Annotated in this window: 16 protein-coding genes; 10 read left to right on the top strand and 6 right to left on the bottom strand. The window is 49.3% G+C overall.

From position 1 onward, the window contains the following. Positions 1–203: 203 nt before the first annotated feature. Together JHU38_RS07160 and JHU38_RS07155 are read right to left on the bottom strand one after the other, a co-directional pair. Positions 204–1529 carry an MFS transporter gene (locus tag JHU38_RS07160; RefSeq protein WP_107582411.1) on the bottom strand — a complete coding sequence of 442 codons (1326 nt, stop codon included), beginning with the start codon at positions 1527–1529 and terminating at the stop codon, positions 204–206. Positions 1530–1615: 86 nt separating this feature from the next. Beyond that, positions 1616–2617 carry a LacI family DNA-binding transcriptional regulator gene (locus JHU38_RS07155; protein ID WP_232369877.1) on the bottom strand — a complete coding sequence of 334 codons (1002 nt, stop codon included), beginning with the start codon at positions 2615–2617 and terminating at the stop codon, positions 1616–1618. A gap of 400 nt (positions 2618–3017) precedes the next feature. On the opposite strand from JHU38_RS07155, the gene JHU38_RS07150 reads away from it, so the two are divergent. From JHU38_RS07150 to JHU38_RS07130, 5 genes are all read left to right on the top strand, one after another. Beyond that, on the top strand, positions 3018–6068 hold the full coding sequence (locus JHU38_RS07150; protein ID WP_107582106.1) for a SusC/RagA family TonB-linked outer membrane protein: 3051 nt from the start codon (positions 3018–3020) through the stop codon (positions 6066–6068). 21 nt (positions 6069–6089) lie between these two features. After that, the gene (locus tag JHU38_RS07145) at positions 6090–7754 is read left to right on the top strand and encodes a RagB/SusD family nutrient uptake outer membrane protein (RefSeq protein WP_107582105.1); all 1665 of its coding nucleotides are present in this window, start codon (positions 6090–6092) and stop codon (positions 7752–7754) included. Between the two features lie 27 nt (positions 7755–7781). Next, positions 7782–8714, top strand: a complete 933-nt coding sequence (locus JHU38_RS07140; protein WP_107582104.1) for a SusE domain-containing protein — start codon at positions 7782–7784, stop codon at positions 8712–8714. Between the two features lie 64 nt (positions 8715–8778). Then, entirely contained in the window at positions 8779–10311 is a 1533-nt protein-coding gene (locus tag JHU38_RS07135; protein WP_107582103.1) for a SusF/SusE family outer membrane protein, read from the top strand. 782 nt (positions 10312–11093) lie between these two features. Continuing rightward, a complete protein-coding gene (locus tag JHU38_RS07130) occupies positions 11094–13100 on the top strand; it encodes an alpha-amylase family glycosyl hydrolase (RefSeq protein ID WP_107582102.1) in 2007 nt (668 codons plus the stop codon). Between the two features lie 35 nt (positions 13101–13135). Here JHU38_RS07130 and JHU38_RS07125 read toward each other — a convergent pair whose 3' ends face one another. Genes JHU38_RS07125 through JHU38_RS07110 form a run of 4 tightly spaced genes read right to left on the bottom strand, consistent with a single transcriptional unit; the run spans position 13136 to position 17573 of the window. Further along, a complete protein-coding gene (locus JHU38_RS07125) occupies positions 13136–14248 on the bottom strand; it encodes an efflux RND transporter periplasmic adaptor subunit (protein ID WP_107582101.1) in 1113 nt (370 codons plus the stop codon). A 48-nt stretch (positions 14249–14296) separates the two neighbouring features. Then, complete coding sequence (locus tag JHU38_RS07120) at positions 14297–15541, bottom strand: ABC transporter permease (protein ID WP_107582100.1); 1245 nt, start codon at positions 15539–15541, stop codon at positions 14297–14299. Between the two features lie 24 nt (positions 15542–15565). Further along, positions 15566–16825, bottom strand: coding sequence for an ABC transporter permease (locus JHU38_RS07115; protein ID WP_107582099.1), 1260 nt, complete (start codon positions 16823–16825; stop codon positions 15566–15568). 28 nt (positions 16826–16853) lie between these two features. Continuing rightward, entirely contained in the window at positions 16854–17573 is a 720-nt protein-coding gene (locus JHU38_RS07110; RefSeq protein WP_107582098.1) for an ABC transporter ATP-binding protein, read from the bottom strand. Positions 17574–17905: 332 nt separating this feature from the next. Between JHU38_RS07110 and JHU38_RS07105 the strand changes: the two genes are divergently transcribed. The 5 genes from JHU38_RS07105 to JHU38_RS07085 are packed head-to-tail and all read left to right on the top strand — an operon-like array spanning position 17906 to position 23759. Continuing rightward, positions 17906–19177: a TolC family protein gene (locus tag JHU38_RS07105; RefSeq protein WP_107582097.1), complete on the top strand. Its 1272-nt coding sequence runs from the start codon at positions 17906–17908 to the stop codon at positions 19175–19177. A 13-nt stretch (positions 19178–19190) separates the two neighbouring features. Next, entirely contained in the window at positions 19191–20123 is a 933-nt protein-coding gene (locus tag JHU38_RS07100) for an HlyD family secretion protein (protein WP_107582096.1), read from the top strand. 23 nt (positions 20124–20146) lie between these two features. Continuing rightward, entirely contained in the window at positions 20147–21607 is a 1461-nt protein-coding gene (locus JHU38_RS07095; RefSeq protein ID WP_107582409.1) for an ATP-binding cassette domain-containing protein, read from the top strand. A 1-nt stretch (position 21608) separates the two neighbouring features. Continuing rightward, positions 21609–22667, top strand: a complete 1059-nt coding sequence (locus JHU38_RS07090; protein ID WP_107582095.1) for an ABC transporter permease — start codon at positions 21609–21611, stop codon at positions 22665–22667. A gap of 6 nt (positions 22668–22673) precedes the next feature. Further along, positions 22674–23759 (top strand): ABC transporter permease, encoded by a 1086-nt coding sequence (locus JHU38_RS07085; RefSeq protein ID WP_107582094.1) that lies wholly within the window; start codon positions 22674–22676, stop codon positions 23757–23759. The last annotated feature ends 187 nt before the right edge of the window (positions 23760–23946 follow it).

Below are 23946 nucleotides of genomic sequence, written 5' to 3'. Positions count from 1 at the left end.
ACGCGGTATGATTGTTTTCTAAAAGCATAACTATTAGCGTGTAAAAGCTATGCTTTGAGCGTGTAAAAGGGCTGCTTTTAGCGTGTAAAAGCTATGCTTTGAGGAGGTAAAAGCAGCCCTTTTGCAACGCGTTCGTTATCAAATTGATTATCAATTACTTACAAAGCCGAAAATCAGAGTATAATCTTCGGAATCGCAAAATTCTATTTCTCCTTGATAATCGACACGCACAGGGCACCGATACCCAACAGCACACCGGCGATAAACATCATATTGGACTGGTCGGAACCTACCAAAGTGAGAATCACACCGCCCAAGAGAGCCGCTACAATCTGCGGCACGCAGATGGTACCGTTGAACAATCCGAGGTAAGCTCCCATGTGGCCGTAGCCCTGCAAGGCATTGGTGACAAAGGTGAAAGGCATGGCCAGCATGGAGGCCCACGCGCAGCCGATGAGCAAGAAGGCCACGAATTGGCCGTACTGGTTAGGAATGAACGGAACGAGCATAAAACCGATACCTCCCAATACGAGGCTCAAAGCGTATGCCAACTTGCGGTTCTTGAACTGCGGCAGCACCATAGCCCAGATTACGCTGCCCATGGCCTGCACGGCATAGAGGATTCCCACCCAGTTGCCGGCCACCTGATAGGCTTCGGTCGACGTAGCGTTCGGGTCGAGCATATCTACATTCCAGCACGTATCGGCAATGGCTCCGTTGGTATAAGTCCACATATACATCATCGAAGCCCAGCAGAAGAACTGTACCAGACCTACCTGCCAGAACGTCTTGGGGGCATTCTTCAGCAGCGTTATCCAGCCGCCGCTGCCGGCGTCCTTGGCATTCACCTCCGTGCTCTCGCCGTTATAAAGGGCGTATTCCTGCGGATTCCACTCCTTTACTTTCAAGGTGGTGTAGATAACACAGAAGATCAGAATGGCCGCGCCTATATAAAACGACCAGATAACGGAGTCGGGAACAATGCCCGGAGCGGCCGTATTGGCAATACCCAAGGCCGTAAAGAGGAAGGGAAAGACAAAACCCACTACGCTGCCCGAATTGCAAAGAAAGCTCTGAATACTGTAGGCCAGTCCTTTCTGCTTCTCGTTCACCATGTCGCCCACCAACATTTTGAAGGGTTGCATGGCCATGTTGATACTCGTATCGAGGAACATCAGCGACATAAGACCAAAAATCATGGCCCCCGAAAGGGTGAGCCCCAGCGAACCGGCGTTGGGCAACAGACACATCACCAGCACCGCCAGAGAGGCTCCTATAAATAAATAAGGTACGCGACGGCCGAACCGACACCACGTTTTGTCGGATAACGTGCCGATGATTGGCTGAACCAGAATCCCCATCAGTGGTGGAAGAATCCAGAAATAACTCAGGTTGTGCGGGTCGGCACCTAACGTAGCGAAGATTCTTGAGATGTTGGCGCTCTGCAGCGCGTAAGCAATCTGTACGCCAAAAAATCCAAAACTCAGATTCCATAGGCCCCAGAAATTCATGTCCGGTTTTTGTTTCATTTTCGTAATATTTTTGTTGTTGTTATTCAGCATTTAGGTTTCGACCACATCATTCAGCTGTGGCGGCCGGGGTATCGGACAACGTTTTAGCGCGTCGTGCCCCGGATTATCAATCGGGTTCTCACGATTCTCTTCTCCACTTTATCCATGGGAATAGAACCTTCGACCTGTCCTATCAAGATATCGGCAGCCTCTTCGCCTACTCTTTTGCCCCGTTGCTCGACGGTGGTGAGCATGGGATCGCAGGCTATGGCACGTTCACCATTGGTAAATCCGCAGATACTCACATCCTCGGGAACCCGGAATCCAAGTTTCTTCGCAGAGTAGAGAATGCCGATGGCCGTATCGTCGTTGACGGCAAAGAAGGCATCAGGGGGTGGATCTAAGGCCAGCATGTCGGGCGTAATGGCCTCGGCGGAAGCACGGTTGTCGCAATATCGAATCAGGCTATCATCGGGTTTGATTCCGTTATTGAGCAAAGCGTCGCGGTAACCGTTATACCGATTCTTCGAGATTTCAAGCTTCATCGATGTGCCATAGAACGCAATGCGCCGGCAACCGGTGCCAATCAAGTGGTTGACGGCAGTGTAAGCTCCCAGATAATCATCCACGACGACGCGGCAGGCATTCAGTCCCGTACAGATACGATCATAGAAAACAAGGGGTAATCCATGCTCCACCAATTTGGTGAAATGGTCGTATTTCTGCGTGTCCTTGGCCTGCGACACAATGACTCCACACACCTTATTCTCGTAAAACGACTGACAAATGGCCGCTTCGCGTTCATATTTCTCATTACTTTGCGCCACGAGAATGCGATAACCACACGCGGAGGCTTCTTCCTCGATGCCACTAAGGATAGAAGAAAAATAGTAATGATTCAACTGTGGAATAATAACCCCGATCAGTTTTTGAGGCTTAACCCGGCTGTTGCGCAAATTCTCGGCTATCACATTGGGATAAAAATTATGCTCACGGGCATAGTCCTGAATCATTTTTCTGCGCTCTTGGCTGATACGCGGACTATCTTTCAGGGCACGAGATATCGTTGACACGGAAACACCAAGTTCACGTGCTATATCCTTCATCGTTATAGGCGTAGTTTCATTCACGGTTAATGAGGTCAATAGTAATCAATCGGACTGGGAGAAAAGCAGCACTATTGCGTGTCTGCAGTTTACCGGTTGCTCCATCCTTGTGTGCAAAGATAGTGCAAATCCATATCCATCATGTCGCCGCAAATATAAAAAAAAAGTTTTGCAAGCGCAAACGTTTGCACATCAAAACACGCATTTTCAACGTTAAAAACGAACAAGCTATTGGGATTCGAACTATTTTTGCATCATCAAAATTACCAAACCGTTGCGCAAACAATGTGCGCAAACAACCTAACGATAAAACGACTGCCCATAAAACCGGAAGTTTCTTATTATAGGAATACGATAATTACTATTATATAAATAACATTAACTTAAAAAACAAAGCAAAATGATGAAGCAGGTAAAAATCAAATTGCCTCTAAGGATGTTTGCCTTTATATTCGGCTTACTCCTTTCTATCAGTGCCTTTGCGCAGCAAAATACTGTCAAAGGTAATGTTAAAGATGCTTCCGGAGAGCCTGTCATGGGCGCTACCATTACTGCCAACGGTAAGACAATCGGTATTACCGACATGGACGGTAACTTCGTAGTCAACGCGGCTCCCGGAACCGAATTGACGATTACGTATTTAGGTATGAGTCCGAAGAAAGTCACAGCCTCGGCCAACATGTCTATCACCATGAACAACGATGAAAAAATGCTTAATGAAGTCGTTGTCATCGGTTATGGTGTCGCCAAGAAAAATGACCTTACAGGATCTGTAACAGCTATTAAACCCGATGAAAAGAATCATGGTCTTGTAACCAATGCCCAAGACATGATCCAAGGTAAGATTGCCGGTGTGAGTGTGGTTAGCAGCACCGGAGAGCCGGGCGCGGGAGCCTTTATCCGCATTCGTGGCGGTTCGTCGCTCAATGCTTCTAACGACCCGTTGATCGTTATTGACGGGCTTGCCATGGACAACCAGGGCGTGAAGGGTCTTTCCAATCCGCTGTCAATGGTAAACCCGAACGATATCGAGTCGTTCACAGTGCTGAAAGACGCCTCGGCCACGGCAATCTATGGTAGCCGTGGCTCCAACGGTGTCATCATTATCACCACCAAGAAAGGCCGTGCCGGTACTGCTCCTCAAGTAAGCTACAACGGCAACGTTTCCGCGTCTATCGTCAAGAAATACATGGACGTGCTCAATGGTGACGAATATCGTTCGCTCGTGGGCAAGCTCTACGGTACAAGCTCGAGTCGCTATGCCCTGCTCGGCAACGCCAATACCGACTGGCAGAAAGAAATCTATCGTACGGCTATCAGCTCCGACCATAATGTAACGGTGCAAGGCGGATTAAAGAATCTTCCCTATCGCTTCAGCATAGGTTATACAGGACAGGATGGTATTTTGAAGACTTCTAACTTCCAGCGTACTACTGCCAGCGTCAACCTAAGTCCGTCGCTGTTGGACGACCATCTGAAGTTCAACGTCAACGGTAAGTTCATGTATGCCAAGAACCGCTATGCCCAAACAGACGCTATCGGAAATGCCATCAGCTTTGATCCTACACAACCTATCACCTCTACCGACCCGAAGTTTGAACGCTTCAACGGCTATTGGCAATGGACACAAAACGCGCCCGCTACCTTTGACAAGTCATGGCCTTACTCCAAGATTGCCCTTGCAAGTTCCAACCCTGTATCACAGCTCAAAGCCAACGACGACCGCTCACGTGCCCACGATTACATGGGTAACGTTGAAATAGACTATCAGATTCACGGCTTTGAGGACTTGCGTCTTCACATGAACTTCAGCGGCGACTGGAGCAACGGTAAGAAAGAACAACACATCGAGCCGTGGTCTCCTACCAACTTCTACTACGGATATCATAAATATGATACCGAAAACAAATATAATCTCAACTACACCGCTTACCTGCAATACTACAAAGATTTCCTCAAGAACCAACACTTCGATATCATGGGTGGTTATGAATGGAGACATGAGAAGTATTGGGGTGACTATAACGATTACGGTATTCACCCTGCCGGAGCCGATGCCGGCAAACATTATAACGATCAAAAGAGCGAATGGAAATCGGAACACTATCTTGTTTCTTTCTATGGACGTTTGAACTACAGCGCGTTGGATCGTTACATGCTCACCGCGACATTCCGTACCGACGGTTCTTCAAGATTTGCCAAAGGACACAAGTGGGGGTATTTCCCGTCTGTGGCACTCGGTTGGAAAATCAATGAAGAGGCGTTTATGAAGGACGTGAAAGAGATCAGCGAACTGAAACTCAGACTCGGCTGGGGTATGACCGGACAGCAGGAAGGCATTGGCGATTATCAATATTTCGCCACCTATCAGCAACCCACCGATACACAGGCGCTTTATCCCGCGGCCGGCGACGGTTATCAATATATTCCCGAACCTTATAACCCTGACTTGAAGTGGGAAACCACCATTACCTACAACGCGGGTATTGACTTCGCGCTTGCCAAGAACATTCTATCGGGTAGCATTGACGTTTACCACCGCAAGACCAAGGACTTGCTGATGTCTGCTCCTGTGGCTGCCATGTCGAATTTCGGTAATAGAGTAACAAAGAATGTTGGCTCATTGGAGAATACCGGTGTAGAAGGTTCACTTACCGTACGTCCTATCCGCACGGCCGATTGGCAATGGGAAATCACGGGTAACGCTACCTATAATAAGAATAAAGTAGTAAAACTTGCCGGTGACGGACAGCCTATCGGTTACGGCGATATCGGACTGGGTAGAGGCTCAACAGCCATGTGTCATCAGGAAGGACAGCCCATAGGAGCGTTCTGGGTATATCAGCAGGTCTATGGTGAGGATGGCAAACCGCTTCAAGGTGTGGTTGTAGACCGTGACGCCAACGGTGTAATAGACGATAACGATCGCTATTACTACAAGTCGTCGATTGCTCCTTGGCTTTTGGGCCTCAGCTCACGCTTGCAATATAAGAATTGGGATTTAGGCTTCTCTCTCCGCGCCAGTGTAGGAAATTATGTGTTCAATAAAAACAAGATGGGCTACCGTTCTCCCGAGTTCATTGGTTCCGGTTCCGGTTTTATGAGCAATACAACTCCTTATGCTAATAAGGTAAACTTCAAACTCTCTGATAAGACTTACGACGCGCTCACCGACTACTTCGTAGAAAACGCATCATTCCTGAAGTGTGACAATATTACATTGGGCTACTCATTCGAAAACCTGTTCAAAGGAGCCAAATACAAAGGCATAAGCGGTCGTGTCTACGCAACGGCCAGCAACGTATTTACCCTTACCAAATATGACGGACTCGACCCCGAAGTTTCGGCTGCCAAGCCGGATGGAAGCAAGCCGGATGTGGCAGGTGGTATCGACAACATCATTTATCCGCGTCCGCTCTCACTGCTTCTGGGTGTGTCGCTTAACTTCTAACATCTCATCAAAGCAACTATTATGAACTTCAAATATATTAAAAATATACTCCCTGCCGCAGCCATTGTGCTGTCCATGGGACTAAGTTCCTGCGTGAACGATTTGAATGTCGAGCCTATTGACCCACGCAAAAATACAACCGTTGACGCGCAAAAGCTCTTCAACAAATGCTACGCGGAATTCGTACTCGAAGGTTATGGTCCCGGCAAATCGGAACTCGATCTCGACGATGCCGGTCTGTCCGTATGCTATCGCCTGATTTGGAATGCCAACGAACTGACCACTGACGAAGCTATCTGTGGATGGACCGACAAAGGTATTCCCGAATACGTAAATAACAGCTACACTCCCACCAACGAAGTTATCTATGGTCTGTACTGGCGTCTCTGCTTCGGCGTGAGCATCTGCAACCAGTATCTTAAAGAGTGTGCCGATTACGATGCTTCAATGACTGCGGAAGTCCATTTCCTCCGTGACCTTTACTATTATTATTTGCTCGATAATTTCGGCAATCCTTCATACACTGAGGTTGTAAGTTCTGACAATCCTGTTCAGATTCAGAGCGCGGAATTGTTCAACAAGATTGTGACCGACCTCGAAACCAATATGGATAAGATGCTGGCACCTTCGGTTCGCAAAAAAGGAACCGCCAATTACGGACGTGCCGACCAAAGCGCTGCATGGATGCTCCTTGCACGCCTCTATCTGAACGCAGAGAAATATACCGGCACCGCTCAGTGGGCCAAAGCCAAGGAATATGCAGAGAAAGTCATCAACAAGTCAGGACGTTCCATTTGGATGGGCGACAATGCTACGACTCATAAAAGCGCCAACGGACAATGGTCTGCCTATCAGATGTTGTTTATGGCCGACAACGACCAGTCTGGCGCATTCAACGAGTCTGTGTTCTCATTCATTCTCGACGGTGCGACAACCGCTTCATGGGGAGCTTCGACATTCCTCGTAGCCTCAACACATGACAGCTATATGGCAGCCGACTATCCACAGAACACCGATCAGGCATGGGGTGGCAACCGTACACGCAAAGATCTTATTGAGAAGTTTATCACTCTTAGTGATTTCGATGCCTTGTCTGACTGGAAGACCGAAACAATCGTAAAGGCTGCCGGTGACGATCGTGCCCTTTTCTATGGTGACAATGCCGACGGAACAGGAAAAGTGAAGAGCCGCAAATATACCAATGACAAAGTTGCGGAGTTCACAGACGGTATCGCTACTACGAAGTTCACCAGCCAGCGATCTGACGGCGGCAAGACAAGCAACACGACACATGTCGACAACGATATCATTCTGATGCGCTTGGCCGAAGCCTATCTCATTTACGCCGAGGCAGAAGCACGCGAAGCCGGTTCCAACCTGACACAGGCAAAGGGTACCGAATATATCAATATCCTGCGCCAACGTGCCAACAACACGAACCTCAAGAGAGCCTATACCCTCGACGAAGTGCTTGATGAACGTGCCCGCGAACTCTATTTCGAAGGCCTGCGCCGCACCGACCTCATCCGATATGGTTACTACGGCAACAGTTCGTATACTTGGCAATGGAAAGGCGGCGTGCAGAATGGTGCCAAGTTTGAGGCTTATCGCAATATCTTCCCGATTCCGAAAACAGAGAAACAAGCCAATCCCAATCTGAAACAGAATCCCGGTTACAACAATTAAATCACTAATTTCCAAGACGATTATACAATGAAAAAGATCATATCATTTGCAATGATGTTGCTGGTGAGCGTTACGGCACTGACATCATGTTCAGACGATCGTGACTCCAATCCCGACATTCAAAAGCCAACGGCTTTTACACTGAACACTCCGGCGATGTCTGAACAGTATATACAGTTGACAGCCCAAAACAAAGTGAACCTCACATGGTCGCAACCCAATTATGGCTACAACGCTTTTGCTACCTATAAAATACAGGTGGGCGTTATGGACAATGGAAACGCGAAATGGAATACGGAAGATATTGTCGATGAAAACGGCAAGGTAACCGGTAACAAACCGAAATATCTGGAAACCTCTTTCAATGTCTGCAATGCCAACATCAGTGGTGAAGAAATCGCTATGGCCTTGTGTGAGATAGATGGTGTCACGAATGAAGGCAACTATGTTGACAAAGGCTATCGCGAAGTAGCCATGCGCGTTGTTTCTTCGGTCAACACCTCGGTCAACGAAGAGGTGCCCAACACCAATATCGTTTCAAATACCATCACTTTCAAGCACATGGCCGGCTACTGCGCCGTGAAGAGTCCGGCTGCCATCTACATCATTGGCAGCTGCTCGGGTTGGAAAGAGCCTTCCGCATCCAATGCCGACATTCTGGCTTCATGGAGAATCTATGAGACCAAGATCGGCAGCGGAGTCTTCCAAGGAATCATCGACATGCCGGCCGGCGACTTGCAGTTCCGCTTCTACAGCAGCCTGACAGGTTGGGACGGTGGAGCCTCTATTGGTTCACAGGCAGAAGACAACGCCGTAACAAGTCAATTCACAAATGGTGTCTTCGAAGGTACATGCGTAACTCCCGGTAAGGGATCATGGCAGTTCAAAGATTTCGCGGCCGGCAAACTGAAGCTGACCGTCGACATGAACCAAAAGACCGTGAAGTTTGATTTACAGTAAGAGTAAGGTATAACCGCGATGGGAATTTTCGCCATTCCCATCGCTATCATAACAAGCAAAGAACATGAAAAAGATAAGTATATACATGATGGCTCTCCTGAGCATGGGTCTCATGGCTTGTAACGGAGACTACGACCCTGAAGTCGGTCCACAGTCAAACCCACAGGAAAGCATTCTCAAAGTCAGTGACATCACTGTCAATAGCGCGAAAGCTCCACAGGCTGTCAGCATTGCCGACTTTATCAATGCCCAAACGGGAACTCAGACATCTATCCATATTGGTGACGTATCGGTGAAGGAAGGCGCTATGCCAACCAATACGATCCTTAAAGCCTGCGTGGAATTTTCTCTAAAAGAAGACTTTTCTGACAAGATTAGCGTAGATGCCGCCAGCTTGGCCGACACCACCGCTATCTGTGTTGCACCCGATGATCTTCAGAAAGCTTATTTCGATAAGATTACTCACAACCCGAAAAAGACCGACCTCTATGTTCGCACCGTACTCTATACAGTTACGGCGGGGAGTTCTGAAGCACGAATCGGGCAACCCGACGTAGACTATTTCGACACACACAAGATATCATTCACCCCTGCCGACACGGGTCTGAAGATTTCAGATGCCTACTATCTCGTAGGTGGACCAAAAGACTGGAACGCTTCCGCCGCCAGCAAAGAAATGAAATTTGAGCATAGCGACATTGATGTTTACGACGATCCTGTCTTCACCATCACTGTTCCTGCCGCAGCGTCAGGTGACACCGAGTTTGCTTTCGGCGATGCCGAAGCGTTAGACGCCGCCGCAAAGGGCGACTGGAGCAAGGTGTTTGGCGTAGCCGAAAAGTCGACCGACCTCACCGGCAAATTCGATACACGCAAGAACTTGGGAGGTAACAATCCTTTCAGTGTGCCCGCAGGCTGCAACGACATCAAGGTGTCTATTAACATGGCCGACCACACCTACGAGATCACGCCGCTCTATGCCGGTGCCATCGTACCCGACCCGATACTCTATCTCACCGGAGATCACTATGGATGGGGCGCCACATGGGTTCCTTTGGTTCCCATACACAGCCAGCCCACCATGTCATGGATTATCAAATATCTCCACAAAGGCGAAGAGTTTAAGTTCGCGCCGCAGCCCAACTGGGGTAATGATTTCGGCACTTCCGCTACAATCACCGACAATGCCGGCATGAATCCGAGTGACAACGGAGGCAACATCGTTACAGGCAACGCCGGATGGTACCTTATTAAAGTCGACAATACTCCAGGCGCACGCACCATCGAATTCCACAAGGCCAACATCTATCTCTTCGGCAACACCTCGCCGGCAGGATGGAGCGCGACCCCCGAAGGCCTGTTTACGATTCCCGAAACGGAAAATGGCCAGTTCGTTTCTCCTGCGTTCATCGCCGATGACGAAGTGCGAATATGCGTCAAATTTGACGGCATTGACTGGTGGCAGACCGAGTTTATCGTAAATGCCAAGGGCCAATTAGACTTCCGTGGCGCAGGCGGCGACCAGGCACGTGTGAAAGTAACCAAGGGCAAGAAGACTTACCTCAACTTCACAACGCTCAGCGGTAGCTACAAATAAGAGAAAATCATAAGTTTATAAAGTGGGAAGACCAAAATCATCTTCCCACTTTTTTTGTTTCATACCACGAAAGGGATCATCTTTCTTCATAGGAAAACAACCCAAAACTGAACATAAAAAATCAAGAAATATTCGTTCTTTGTCCTGCTTTTAACAGCCGTGTCAGATAGAAGAAAACAAAGATCACAAAGCGAAACGTGCATTTTATCCGCTCCCTTGAATTTCGTTTTGTTCGCTTCATACACTCGACAAAGGGATAATTTGTAAACTTTTATTCACTCAAAACAGCCCAAAAAAATAGTTCAAATAGCGTGGCCACTACCTTATTTCTTGTTGTTTGCGGACTATAAAAGCCTTTTTGGGGCACGATTTTTATGTTTTGATAGGTCATAGCATAGCTTTTACCTTGCGAAAGCTATGCTTTTAGCTCATCAAAGCAATGCTTTCGCAAGGTAAAAGGGGCATAATTAGCGGACAAAAGCTATGCTTTGACGAGGTTGTATGGGGCAAAAGAGGGTATGATTTTATGTAACCAGCTGATTATAAGCTAAATACGAAAACCGTCGTAGAATTGCGTTTTTCCGGCCAATGTTTAATAATTTTGAAATAACGCAAGCATTTTCGGCCTTTTGTAAAGATTATTCTTAACCATCAGTCCGCAAGAGCAGCCACGCACATGCAAACGTTTGCATAGCGAAAAAGATGCTTGACACGCTCAAGAAGTGAGGAGTTGAGGGAATATTCCTATTTTTGCAGCAACTTACCTAATATAAACAATCACAATGAAAAAGTTTTTTTCCATACTCACCATGTTATTAGTGAGTTTGCACATCACGGCGCAGTCGCAAGGATGGCCGGCCGGTTATGGCGGCGTCATGCTGCAAGGGTTCTACTGGGACTCGTTTGACGACAGTAAATGGACTACCTTAGAGAGCCAGGCCGATGAACTAAGCCCGTATTTTTCGCTCATCTGGGTGCCGCAAAGTGGCAAGTGTCTCAATCCGACTTCCATGGGTTACGACCCTTACTACTATTTCAACCAGAACAGCAGCTTCGGTACGGCTGCCGAACTGAAGCGCATGATTGCCACGTTTAAGGCCAAAGGACTGGGCACCATCGCCGATGTCGTCATCAACCACCACAACACCATGGGCTGGTGGAAGTTCCCCGAGGAGACATACAACGGCACAACCTATCAGTTTAAAACTACCGACATCGTGGCCAACGACGACAGTCAGAACACGGGTTACGTAACGGCCGATCAGGCAAGAAAGGACGGCGTCACGCTCGGCACGCACAATGACGACGGCGACGACTGGCCCGGCATGCGCGATCTCGACCACAAGAGCGACAACGTGAAGACCATCGTGAAGGCCTACGAGCAATTCCTGCTCAAGGAAATGGGCTACGTGGGCTTCCGCTACGACATGGTGAAAGGCTTCGCAGGCTCGCACATCGCCGAATATAACGACGCGGCGAAGGTGGAATACTCCATTGGTGAATGCTGGGATGGGCTCGACAGAGTGAAGAACTGGATTAACTCGACAAGCAAGAAGAGCGCCGCCTTCGACTTTCCGTTCCGCTACAACGTGCGCGACGCTATTCGCGACAACAACTGGAGCCGTCTGAACAGCACGCAGAACTTGCTGCACGACACCAATTATCGCCACTATTCGATTACGTTCGTCGAAAATCACGACACCGAATACCGTGGTGCCAACAACTCACAAGACCCTATTCGCAGCGATACGCTGGCCGCCAACGCCTACATGCTGGCCATGCCGGGCACGCCTTGCGTATTCTTCAAGCACTGGCAAACTTACAAACAAGACATCAAGTCGATGATTGACGTGCGCAAGGCGGCGGGAATCACCAATACAAGTGACTACGTGTTCCTCGTCGGCAACCGGATGAGCCATGCCGTTATCCGGTCAACGGGCCGAAACAAACTTATCACCGTCATTGGTTCAACGAAAGAATATACGCCCGACGCCACACAGTTTACCAAGGTATTGCAGGGGTATCGCTACGCCTACTACCTGAGCAATGACGCCGAAACGGCTTTCGTCGACCGTGCTTCGGGTAATTATCAAAATAAGGCTGAGGTATTGTTAAGTGCCGTTTCAAATCGGCCGGACGCCAAACTGGTCTATACGACCGATGGTTCCACGCCTACAGCCACCCATGGAACACAGGTGGCAAGCGGCACGAAGCTCACGCTGACCGAAGACCGCACACTAATCGTGGGGCTACTGACCGGCGGCGTGGTAAAAGGACTATGTAAACGCGACTATAAGATTACATCGTTCAACGCTCAAGACATCAAGGTTTACGTCCGTGCCGACGAGGCCGGAACGAATTGGTCGGCCGCTGCCAACGGTATAAACTACTGGACTTGGGGTGGTGACGGCAGCCATGGACCTGACAACAATAGTTGGCCCGGAGACAAGATAACCAAAAAAGAAACGATCGACGGTAAGCAATGGATTGTCAAAACCTTCCGTATCAACAGCCCTACCGACTATATCAACTTCGTTTTCAGCGTAGGAACGGGCTCGCCTCAGACCGTTGATGTCAATAATATCAACAAGACAACCTTCATCACCATCGACAGTTCCACCGACTCCGGTGGCAAACATCAAATCAAAACGATAACAACGGGAATCCGTTCGCTCACCGATTCCAAATCTTCAAATAATCATAAATGGTATAATCTGCGCGGACAGCAGGTCGAAAAGCCGCTGCACCCCGGCATTTATATCCACAACGGCCGAAAAATAGCAATTTAACGATCGTGTTCAGGCCCGTCCGTTCGGGTCTGTCGCTACTTTTCGTCCTTATCGGCTACCTTCTTCGGGCCTCTCACGGTGTCTTTCCGTGTGAGGCCTTTCTTAATTTCCATATTGATGCCGTCGCTCATTCCTACGACAACCTTGCGACGCTCGTAAACGCGCTGCTTCGCATCGCCTTTGGCAATATAGACAAACGTGCCATCACCGACAAACTCAACGCAGCTCTCGGGCACGGTCAGCACGCCCTTGGCCTCGGCCAATACGATTTCCGCATTGGCGCTGTAGCCCGAGCGAATGCGTGTCTTGCCCAGGCCGGTGATGGCCGCCTTCAGTTCAAACTGATTGGCGCCATTGCTCTCTACGGCCTTTGGCGATATGTATTCCAAGCTGGCTTGGAGCTTATCGTTCTGCAACGCGCCTATCGTTATCTTCATCGGCATGCCCGTAACCAGGCTTCCCACTTCGGTTTCGTCGATATTGCCCCGGAAGATAAGGTCGCTCATGTTGGCCACAGTGGCGATGGTGGTACCGTCGTTGAAGGTATTGCTGAGGATAACCGTGTTACCCACTTTCACAGGAACGTCGAGAATGAGTCCGCTGATGGTGGAGCGGATAAGCGTAGAACTGGTGTTGGCGTTGCCGCTCGATACGCCGTCGCGCACCACTTCCAGATTATCGCCCGCCGCCTGCTCCTCTTCACGGGCCTGACGGTAGGTCTGTCTCACCTTCTCGAACTCGTCGGCGCTGACCAATCCCTTGTCAAACAATTCCTTCTCGCGTCGGTAGTCGGTCTCGGCCTGTTTCACGTTGACGCCCGCCAGACGCACTCTGGCCTGCGCGTTGCTCAACTGTCCCATGTCGGGAATCACCTTTACCTTGGCAATGATCTCGCCGGCCTGCACCGCCTGACCGGCTTCTTTCATGATTTCCGTGATGATACCGCTGATTTGGGGCTTCACGTTCACCTCGTTACGAGGCTCTATCTTGCCTGTCACGATGGTGGTTTTGCGCAAGTCCATCACCTTCGGCGCGAATTCCTCATACTCTACGGTCTTCGGTCGGCTCTGCATCCACAGGAAGATGAATGTTCCGATGAACACTAAGGCGATAACGCCCGCAACAATAAACTTTAGATACTTCTTCATATTTGTTAATGCGTATTACTTGATTTCTATGCTTTTAACCTGTCACTACTACTCGTCGCGCATGGCGTCGACCGGTTTGATACTCATGGCACGGGCCGCCGGAGCCAGTCCGGCGAGCACGCCGAGGACGCTTAAAAGGACCACCGCGCCGACGGCCGTCCAGAAACCGACTTGGAAACGCGCCGCTACGATACCGTCGGTGGTATTGGCCATCTCGGCCAGTTGCAGGATAATGACGGCAAAGAGAATGCCGCTCATGCCCGCTACGGCCGTCAGGATGATACTCTCGCTGACGATTTGGCTCAATATATTGCGCGGCGTGGCGCCGATGGCCCGACGTATGCCGATCTCGGTAGTGCGCTCGCGTACCGTCACCATCATGATATTCGACACGCCGATGGCACCGGCCAACAACGTTCCGATACCCACCAGCCATATCAGGAAGTTGACACCGGAGAACAGGTTGTCGACCATGCCGAACATCACCTCGGTGTTGAACACCGAAACAGCTTTTTCATCGGTCGGATCGACGCGATGGGCACGGGCCACGACATCGCGCATCCGCCGCGTAATCGAACTCATGGTGACGCCCGGTTTGGCCGTGACACAGATCAGCTGAACCCGGTTTCCGTAGTTATAGGCTTGCTGCATGAGCGTCAACGGAATGACAACACTTTCCTCGGCACGGCCGTTGACACTCATATTACCCGTATTATAATCTACGCCTACCACGCTGTAGTAGATAGAATCGACGCGCACCAACTGTCCGCAAGGGTCGCCGCCGCCGGGAAACAGCGTCTTATAAACTTTCTTTCCCAACACGCATACCTTGCGCCGCTGCCGCATATCCATCTCGTTCAGGTAGCGGCCGTAATAAAGTTTGGGTTCCTCCACCTTGGCATAGTCGGGCAGCAATCCCTTGACGGAGCACTGAGCCTTCCTGTCGGCAAAGACAACGCTGCCGCCCCAGCTGGACAATATCGGCGAAACGACATCCAATTCGGGCACCTGCGCTTTCATACGGGCGACGTCCTTATACTCCATGGTCCACTGGCGGCCCTTGCGGAAACCCGCGAAAGGCTTGCTTGTGGGTTGCGCGAAGATGATGGCGGAGTTGGTGGCAAAGCCTTCGAAGTTCTTGGAAAGCAACTCCTTCAGTCCCCGGCCGCCGCCGATGAGGCCCACCAGCATGAAAACGCCCCAAAAGATGCCAAACCCCGTCAGAAAAGAGCGGCTCTTGTTGCGCGTCAGCGTGTCGAGAATCTCCTTGTATGTATCTATATCTATCTTCATAAACGATGAAAAAAAAGCAAAACGTTATTCCGCTCTCAACGCCTCGATGGGACGTATCTTGGCCGCCTTGCGGGCCGGAATGAGTCCGGCAAGGGTTCCGGCAAGCACCATGACCAGCGTTGCCTCGATACAGACGTCAATGCCCACTCTGGGATTGACAAACATCGTGGCCGTAAACATTCCCGAGTCTATCTGCATGTGGCCGATAGTAGCGTCCATATACTCGTTGGCCGCAATGCCCATGAGCATACCGATGTAGCCGAAGAAAGTGGTGATGATGACGCTCTCGACGATAATCAGTTTCAAGATGGACCACGGCTTGGCCCCGATGGCCTTGCGGATGCCAAACTCGCGTGTGCGCTCCTTCACGGTGATGAGCATGATGTTGGAAACGCCCACGATACCGCTCAGCAGTGTGAAGAGGCCGATGATCCACAAGGCCGTGCGGATGATGGCAATACCGGTGTTCATCTGCAAAACATCCGTAAAACGGTTGTGCAGCCATATCGCTCCCTCGTCGTCGGGAGCGGCCCGGTGGTTGCGGTTCAAGCCGGCACGATAACGCTTCTCGAAGGCTTTGTTGTCCTCCTCCGTATTGAGTCCATGGAAGGAAAAATGCAGCTCGTCGGCCTTGTCGCCACGGCCGTAAATGCCGCGAACCGTATTGAACGCCGTGTAGGCCGCGCTGTTGCCGCCGCTTCGGTCGCTCTTATAGATTCCCACAATCCGGAATCCGAAAGCCCCCACGTCCACATATTGCCCTACCAAGCCGGCAATATCGCCGGTGGTGAGTTCCTTGGCCTGGTCTTCGTTGATGACCAATACCTTGCGCGACTGCTCGTTGTCAATTCGGTTGATGAAGCGGCCATGACACATTTCCAGCTTGTAGATGTCGGCTTCGTTGGGATAGACGCCGTTGAGTGACGTGCTCGTATAGTTTCCACGGTATGAAATCGTCACGCTGTTTTGCGATATGCTCGCTCCCATCTCGTCCACATTCGAGGCAAAGCGGGCCGTCGTCGTTTCAAAATCCTTGTCGTTCAACGTAATCCACCGCCCCTCTTTCAGTCCTTCGAAGGCTTTCGACGTCCTGCCGCCATACACCGACATGGAGTTAGCCATGAAGCGGTCGCTGTTCTGCATGGTGGCGTTGATGAGTCCGTTGCCGGCACCCAACAGGAATATCAGCATGAAAATACCCCATGCCACGGCAAAGCCGGTGAGTGCCGTGCGCAACTTGTTGCGCTTGGCCGTTGACCATATTTCCGCTATCACATCTCTCATACGTTCTTTTTGCTTTGCTTTCTTCCCGTTACTTCATCACGCCGTCCATGCCGAAGGGACCGGCATGATGGTCGAGATTTTCCTCTATGCGCCCTATCAGGCCGTCTTTGATATGTATAATCTTATCGGTTTCGTTGGCCACGCCGCTCTCGTGCGTCACCACGACAATGGTCTTGTGCTCCTCGGCATTGAGTTGCTTCAGCAGCCGCATCACTTCCATCGACGTCTTGCTGTCGAGCGCGCCCGTAGGTTCGTCGGCCAGGATGACGCGGGGCTGCGTGATGAGCGCGCGGGCGATGGCCACACGCTGCTTCTGTCCGCCGCTCATCTCGTTGGGATAGTGCTCGGCCCAGGGCAGAAGTTCTAACCGTTCGAGGTAGTCGAGAGCCATCCGGCGACGCTTGCGACGGCTGACGCCCTGATAAAAGAGCGGCAGTTCGACGTTCTCCACGGCCGTCTTGAAGCCGATGAGATTGAAACTCTGGAAGATGAAGCCTATCATGCGATTGCGGTATTCGGCCGCACGGCGTTCGCCGAGGTCCTTGATGAGCGTGTCGCCAAGGATGTATTCGCCGCTGTCGTAGTTGTCGAGAATACCCAATATATTTAATAAGGTGGACTTACCTGATCCCGACGCGCCCATGATAGAGACGAATTCGCCTTCCTCAATATCGAGATCAATGCCTTTGAGCACGTGCAAAGGCTGGGCGCCTTGATAAGTCTTGTTGATATCTTTTAGATGTATCATACACGTATTTATAAGTAACGCTAAAATATAGACGCCAACAATGGCGTGAAAAGTTGCATACAGAAAAACAATGGAAGGCAAACTTGTTGAAAAGAAAATAAAAACAGGAGAACTGTTTTTCTACTAAACATTGTCATTTTGTACGATTCGATTGTAAAATTAGTATTTATTTTAAATAATACCACCATAAAAATATGGAAATCATACAAAGAGATCATTTATTCGTTGTATTTGATAATCATATCTTATTATTATAAACCTATCTTTGCAATGTCAATACGGAAACAGAATCATTTCCGGAGGACAAGATTGCAAATAAAAATCAGGAAGATATGAAACAAAACATGCTGACCCTTGCTTTGATCGCGTTGGCAACAGTGGCAAAGGCACAGACTTTGGAAGAATGTCAGAAGGCTGCCGAGCGAAATTATCCGCTCATCAGGCAGTATGACCTCATTACCAAAACAACAGATTTGACTGTGAAGAACATTCAGAAAGGATGGCTGCCCCAAATCACGGTCTCCACACAGATTACCTACCAGAGTGATGTAATGTCATGGCCCGGAAACATGAAAGGTTTGTTCCAACAGATGGGGCTCGACATGAAGGGACTGACGAAAGATCAATACAAAGTGGGAATCGATCTGCAGCAAACGATCTATGACGGCGGAGCCATCGGCAGCCAAAACAAGATAGCACGTCAACAGGGAAAAGTGAAGGAAGCGCAACACGAAGTGACGCTTTATCAAATACGCAAGCGCGTCAACGAAATGTACTTCGCCCTATTGCTCCTTGATGAGCAAATCAAGCTCAACGATGATATAAAGGCGCTGTTGATGTCGAGCGAGAAGCGACTCTGCAACATGATGAAGAGCGGGACTGCGGCTATGAGCGACTTGGAGAATGTGAAGGCTGAGCGATTAAACGCTGAGCAACAAAACACAAGTATGAAATCGCAGCGCAATACATTACAGCGGCTGCTAAGCATTTTTTGCGGCATTGAGGTAAATAATGCCCAAAAGCCTGAAATCGTGAAAGAGCGCTCTTTAAGTATCAACCGGCCGGAGCTCAGGTTGTTTGACGCTCAACTTCAACTGACCGACGTACAGGGAAAAGCACTCAACGCGCAGCTGTTGCCCAAACTGGGACTTTTCGCGCAAGGCTATTATGGTTATCCGGGACTCAATATGTTTCAGGATATGATAAAACACAAGTGGGGACTCAATGGTATTGTGGGCGTGAAACTGTTCTGGAATATCGGCGCGCTCTATACTCGTAAGAACGACAAAGCAAAGCTGCTGTTGCAACGCGAAATCACCGAAAATTCCCGTGAGGTATTCCTCTTCAATACCAAGCTGGAGCAGACACAACAGAACGAAAATATCAGCCGTTATCTCAATATGATACAGAGCGACAATGAGATCATTGCATTAAGAACTCATGTGCGTAAAGCGGCAGAATCGAAACTTGCGCATGGCATCATCGATGTCAATAGCCTGCTGCGTGAGATCAACAGTGAGAACGCTGCCAAGATACAACAGGCTATACATGAAATAGACATGCTCAAAGAAATGTACAACCAAAAAAACACAAACAACGAATAAAACATCAATCGACATGAAAAAGATATTTTTATTGACAAGCATTGCTTTCGTCATGATAGCCTGCAGGAATAGCGGGAAAGAATATGACGCTACCGGTACCTTTGAGGCCACCGAGGTTATCGTTTCGGCCAAGGCTTCGGGAGAATTAAAGACTTTTACCGTCAACGAAGGAGAAAATGTAAAGAGAAACCGGATTGTGGGTTCCATCGACTCTTATCAGTTGCGGCAAAAGCAAGACGAGCTGACGGCGGCCGGACAACAGTTGGACGCCAACGCCGCGGCAACCGGCAGCCGTCAATTAGACTTGCGGAAGCAGTTGGCGTCAATAGCGCAGCAAATAGCCAATGCCCGGCACGAGCAGAAACGCTTTGCCGAACTCGTGAAAGACGGGGCCGTACCACATAAGCAACTTGACGACATCAACAATCAGCTCAAGGTGCTGCAGCGACAACTTGACGCCACCCGAGACCAGATACGCAGTAACAACCGCTCGCTTGATGAGCAAACTCGTGCCATCAAAGCCCAACGGCAAGGCGTTGAGGCGCAGAAGCGGCAACTCAATGACCAGATCAACAACACCAAGATTCTCTCGCCCATCACAGGCACTGTTTTGGAGAAGTATGTAGAACAAGGTGAGTTTGTGGTTGTGGGTAAGCCGCTCTTCAAGGTGGCGAATAGCAATCAAATGTATATTCGTGCCTATGTCACGTCCATACAACTGAAAAATATCAAGATCGGGCAGAAGGTAAAGGTGATGGCCGATTATGGTGATAACCGGAAAAAACAATACGACGGTACTGTCACTTGGATATCAAGCCGTTCGGAGTTCACGCCCAAAACCATTCTTACCAACGATGAGCGAGCCGACTTGGTATATGCGGTCAAGGTTCAATTTAAGAATGATGACTATGTAAAGATCGGTATGTACGGAGAAGTGAAGTTTTAGTTGACGGTCGAAAGTTGATGGTCATGAATGCTATTGAAATAAATAACCTATCCAAGAATTACGGCAAGGTGCGGGCATTACACAATGTCAGCTTCTCGGTGGGTCAGGGCGAGTTGTTTGGCCTCATAGGTCCCGACGGAGCCGGCAAGACATCGATATATCGCATTTTATGTTCCTTGCTCCTCCCTGACAAAGGCACAGCTTCGGTAGACGGCTTTGACGTTGTGAGCCAACTGACGGAGATACGCAAGCGAGTGGGCTATATGCCCGGTAAGTTTTCGCTGTACCAGGATCTGACGGTAGAGGAAAATCTCAACTTCTTTGCCACACTCTTTGGCACTACCGTAGAGGAAAACTACGACTCTATTAAGGCTATCTACTCACAGATAGAACGATTCAAGAATCGCAGGGCGGGGGCACTCTCGGGTGGCATGAAGCAAAAGCTGGCACTCTGCTGTGCCTTGGTTCATCAACCCAGCGTGCTCTTCCTCGACGAGCCTACCACAGGCGTTGACCCTGTGAGCCGTAAAGAGTTCTGGGAAATGCTTGCCCAACTGAAAGAGCGTAAGATTACGATTGTTGCCTCTACACCTTATCTTGATGAGGTGAGATGTTGTGAGCGGGTGGCATTCCTCTCTGAGGGCAGTATACGGGGGCTCGGAACACCCGACAACATTCTCACCGAGTTTAGGGATATCTTTAATCCTCCCGGCATTGAACATGAGAAAGGCAAGGAGACCATCGGAGAGAACGCCATCGAGGTGGAACACCTGGTCAAGGTATTTGGTACATTCCATGCGATTGATGATATTTCTTTCACTGTAAAGAAGGGCGAAATATTTGGATTTCTTGGTGCCAACGGCGCAGGCAAGACCACAGCCATGCACATGCTCATAGGACTCAATCAGCCTACGAGCGGCACCGGACGCGTAGCGGGGTTCGACATCCGAACGGAATATGAACAGATAAAAAAGCATATCGGCTACATGAGTCAGAAATTCTCGCTCTACGAAGATCTCACGGTAGCCGAGAACATCCGTCTCTTTGCCGGAATCTATGGCATGAATGATAAAGAGATAGAACGCAAAACGGATGAGCTGTTGGAGCAGCTGAAGTTCTCAGAACATAAGAATACGTTGGTAGCGGGCCTACCATCAGGATGGAAACAGAAACTCGCTTTCTCCGTAAGTATCTTTCATGAGCCGGGCGTGGTATTCCTCGACGAGCCGACAGGAGGTGTGGATCCCGCCACTCGTCGCCAGTTTTGGGAACTCATCTACGACGCGGCCTCACACGGCATTACCGTCTTCGTGACCACTCACTACATGGATGAAGCCGAATATTGCGATCGTATTTCCATTATGGTCGATGGAAAAATCAAGGCCATAGGTACACCGGATGGCCTAAAGAAGGAATTCAAACAACCCGATATAGATCACGTATTCACTTACCTGGCTCGTCAAGCCACCCGTTCAAGCGATTAAAATGAAACAATTTATATCATTTGTCATCAAGGAAACCAAGCATATTGTTCGTGACAAGCGCACGATGTTAATATTGTTTGGTATGCCGATAGTCATGATGTTGCTCTTTGGTTTTGCCATTACCAACGACGTAAAAAACGTGCGCACGGTCATCGTGATGAGCAATGCCAACCATGCCACGCGGCAGGCAGTGGATCGTTTGAGCGTCTCCGAGTATTTTACAATTACTAAGGTTGTAGACACGCCTGCCGAAGCCGAACACATCATCCGCAATCAGAAAGCCGACATGGCTGTAGTATTTGCTCAAAACTTCACCGGCAAGCAGTCGGGATATCAGTTCATCGTGGATGGCACCGACCCTAATATGGCCCAGCAATGGTCGAACTATGCCGGTGCCGTGATTATGAATATAGACGGAGGGCTGATCAACTTTAAAATGCTCTACAATCCACAGCTGAGGTCGGCCTATAATTTTGTACCTGCCATTATGGGTATGTTGCTCATGCTCATCTGCGCCATGATGACTTCCATCTCTATTGTACGTGAGAAAGAGAGAGGCACCATGGAAGTATTGCTTGTTTCTCCTACCAAACCATTGATGATCATCTTCGCCAAGGCTGTGCCTTATCTGGCGCTTGCCTTCACCATCCTGATTGTCATTATTCTGATGGCCACCTTCGTGTTGGGGGTGCCGCTGCAAGGTTCACTGTTCTGGATATTCTTCGTCTCCACCATCTATATTTTACTGGCACTCTCCTTAGGTTTGCTCGTTTCCAATGTGGCAAAGACCCAACTCGTCGCTTTGTTGTTGTCTGCCATGGTGCTGCTCATGCCTATCGTGATGCTGTCGGGCATGGTGTTCCCTATAGAATCCATGCCACAGATATTGCGATGGGCATCGGCCATCATCCCCACACGCTACTACATCAGTGCCATGCGCAAACTGATGATTATGGGCGTGGGCGTAGATCAGGTGTTCGGCGAGCTGACGATTCTCGCAGGCATGCTCGTGGGATTACTCTCACTTTCTCTCGCTAAGTTTAACAAACGATTGGAATAGGAACTTATGACACTAAAATATCTTATACAGAAAGAGTTCACACAGATACGGCGTAACTCATTCCTACCCAGGCTTATCATCATCTTTCCCATCGTGATCATGTGCGTTTCGCCTTGGGTGATGAACATGGAAGTGAAAAATATCGTAATAGATGTAGTAGATAACGACCATTCCACCCGGTCGCAACAACTCGTCCACGACATTGAGGCCAATCGCTACTTTATCTTCCATGGTCAACAACCCACTTATAAGGCAGCCCTCGATAATATCGAGCATTCCAAGTCTGATATGGTCATCGTGATACCGCAAAATTATAGTAAAGACTTGACTATGGGCCGAGAGCCACAGATACTCATCGCTTCAAATGCCGTAAATGGCACCAAAGGGGCAATAGGTAGCATTTATCTTTCGCTGGTTGTCAGCTCCAATGCCATTCCTGTTGCGGCAACCATTCAGTCGAAGGTTTCTACGCTGTATCTATATAATAAGCATCTCAATTTCAAGCTCTTTATGATTCCGGCACTTTTTGCTATCGTGATGATGCTGATGACAGGATTCCTTCCCACCCTCAATATCGTGAGCGAGAAAGAGACGGGTACCATCGAGCAAATCAACGTGACACCAGTGAGCAAATGGACATTCATTTTGGCCAAGCTCATTCCCTATTGGCTCATTGCCGCTTTCATCATTACCGTATGTCTTGTATTGGCTTGGGCAGTCTATGGCATTACCTCAGTGGGCAGTCTTGCGCTCATCTATCTTCTCGCCATGCTGTTGGCGCTTTTTTTCTCATCATTCGGGCTCATTATCTCCAATTACTCCGACACCATGCAGCAAGCTATCTTCGTGATGTGGTTCTTCGTGGTGATTCTCCTGTTGCTTTCTGGTCTTTTTACTCCAACACGTTCCATGCCATCTTTGGCTTATCTCACCACATACATCAACCCTGTAAGCTACTTCATTGAAGCCATTCGCACCGTCTTCATCCGTGGCGGCGACTTCAGCAGCATTGCCCATCAGGTAGTGGCCCTCCTTTGCATAGGACTTTTCATGGGAGGATGGGCCGTGCAGAGTTATAAAAAGAATCGTTAATCGGAATAAAAGGGCGTTTTTCAAAAACGGGTGTCACGGCTCACTCGATCATTTGTGGGGACAAGTCTGCAAGCGATGAAGTTATTATAAAATCTGTCAATCGTTTATGGGAGCGGGAGAGACGCACCGATAATGAAGTCTCCGGCTTCATCACTTGTAAGCCCATCCAATTATATTGATTCAACGT

Source organism: Prevotella illustrans (assembly GCF_017426725.1).
In the GTDB taxonomy this organism is placed as follows: Bacteria; Bacteroidota; Bacteroidia; order Bacteroidales; family Bacteroidaceae; genus Prevotella; species Prevotella illustrans.
This window is presented reverse-complemented; position numbering and strand designations above follow the sequence as displayed.

What these genes read in the sequence shown, in the direction of transcription:
- JHU38_RS07130 (WP_107582102.1), top strand. Translation starts at nt 11,094, where the DNA reads ATGAAAAAGTTTTTTTCCATACTCACCATGTTATTAGTGAGTTTGCAC.
- JHU38_RS07120 (WP_107582100.1), bottom strand. Translation starts at nt 15,541, where the DNA reads ATGAAGATAGATATAGATACATACAAGGAGATTCTCGACACGCTGACG.
- JHU38_RS07085 (WP_107582094.1), top strand. Translation starts at nt 22,674, where the DNA reads ATGACACTAAAATATCTTATACAGAAAGAGTTCACACAGATACGGCGT.
- JHU38_RS07160 (WP_107582411.1), bottom strand. Translation starts at nt 1,529, where the DNA reads ATGAAACAAAAACCGGACATGAATTTCTGGGGCCTATGGAATCTGAGT.
- JHU38_RS07105 (WP_107582097.1), top strand. Translation starts at nt 17,906, where the DNA reads ATGAAACAAAACATGCTGACCCTTGCTTTGATCGCGTTGGCAACAGTG.
- JHU38_RS07135 (WP_107582103.1), top strand. Translation starts at nt 8,779, where the DNA reads ATGAAAAAGATAAGTATATACATGATGGCTCTCCTGAGCATGGGTCTC.
- JHU38_RS07155 (WP_232369877.1), bottom strand. Translation starts at nt 2,617, where the DNA reads ATGAAGGATATAGCACGTGAACTTGGTGTTTCCGTGTCAACGATATCT.
- JHU38_RS07090 (WP_107582095.1), top strand. Translation starts at nt 21,609, where the DNA reads ATGAAACAATTTATATCATTTGTCATCAAGGAAACCAAGCATATTGTT.
- JHU38_RS07115 (WP_107582099.1), bottom strand. Translation starts at nt 16,825, where the DNA reads ATGAGAGATGTGATAGCGGAAATATGGTCAACGGCCAAGCGCAACAAG.
- JHU38_RS07145 (WP_107582105.1), top strand. Translation starts at nt 6,090, where the DNA reads ATGAACTTCAAATATATTAAAAATATACTCCCTGCCGCAGCCATTGTG.
- JHU38_RS07150 (WP_107582106.1), top strand. Translation starts at nt 3,018, where the DNA reads ATGATGAAGCAGGTAAAAATCAAATTGCCTCTAAGGATGTTTGCCTTT.
- JHU38_RS07110 (WP_107582098.1), bottom strand. Translation starts at nt 17,573, where the DNA reads ATGATACATCTAAAAGATATCAACAAGACTTATCAAGGCGCCCAGCCT.
- JHU38_RS07095 (WP_107582409.1), top strand. Translation starts at nt 20,147, where the DNA reads ATGAATGCTATTGAAATAAATAACCTATCCAAGAATTACGGCAAGGTG.
- JHU38_RS07140 (WP_107582104.1), top strand. Translation starts at nt 7,782, where the DNA reads ATGAAAAAGATCATATCATTTGCAATGATGTTGCTGGTGAGCGTTACG.
- JHU38_RS07125 (WP_107582101.1), bottom strand. Translation starts at nt 14,248, where the DNA reads ATGAAGAAGTATCTAAAGTTTATTGTTGCGGGCGTTATCGCCTTAGTG.
- JHU38_RS07100 (WP_107582096.1), top strand. Translation starts at nt 19,191, where the DNA reads ATGAAAAAGATATTTTTATTGACAAGCATTGCTTTCGTCATGATAGCC.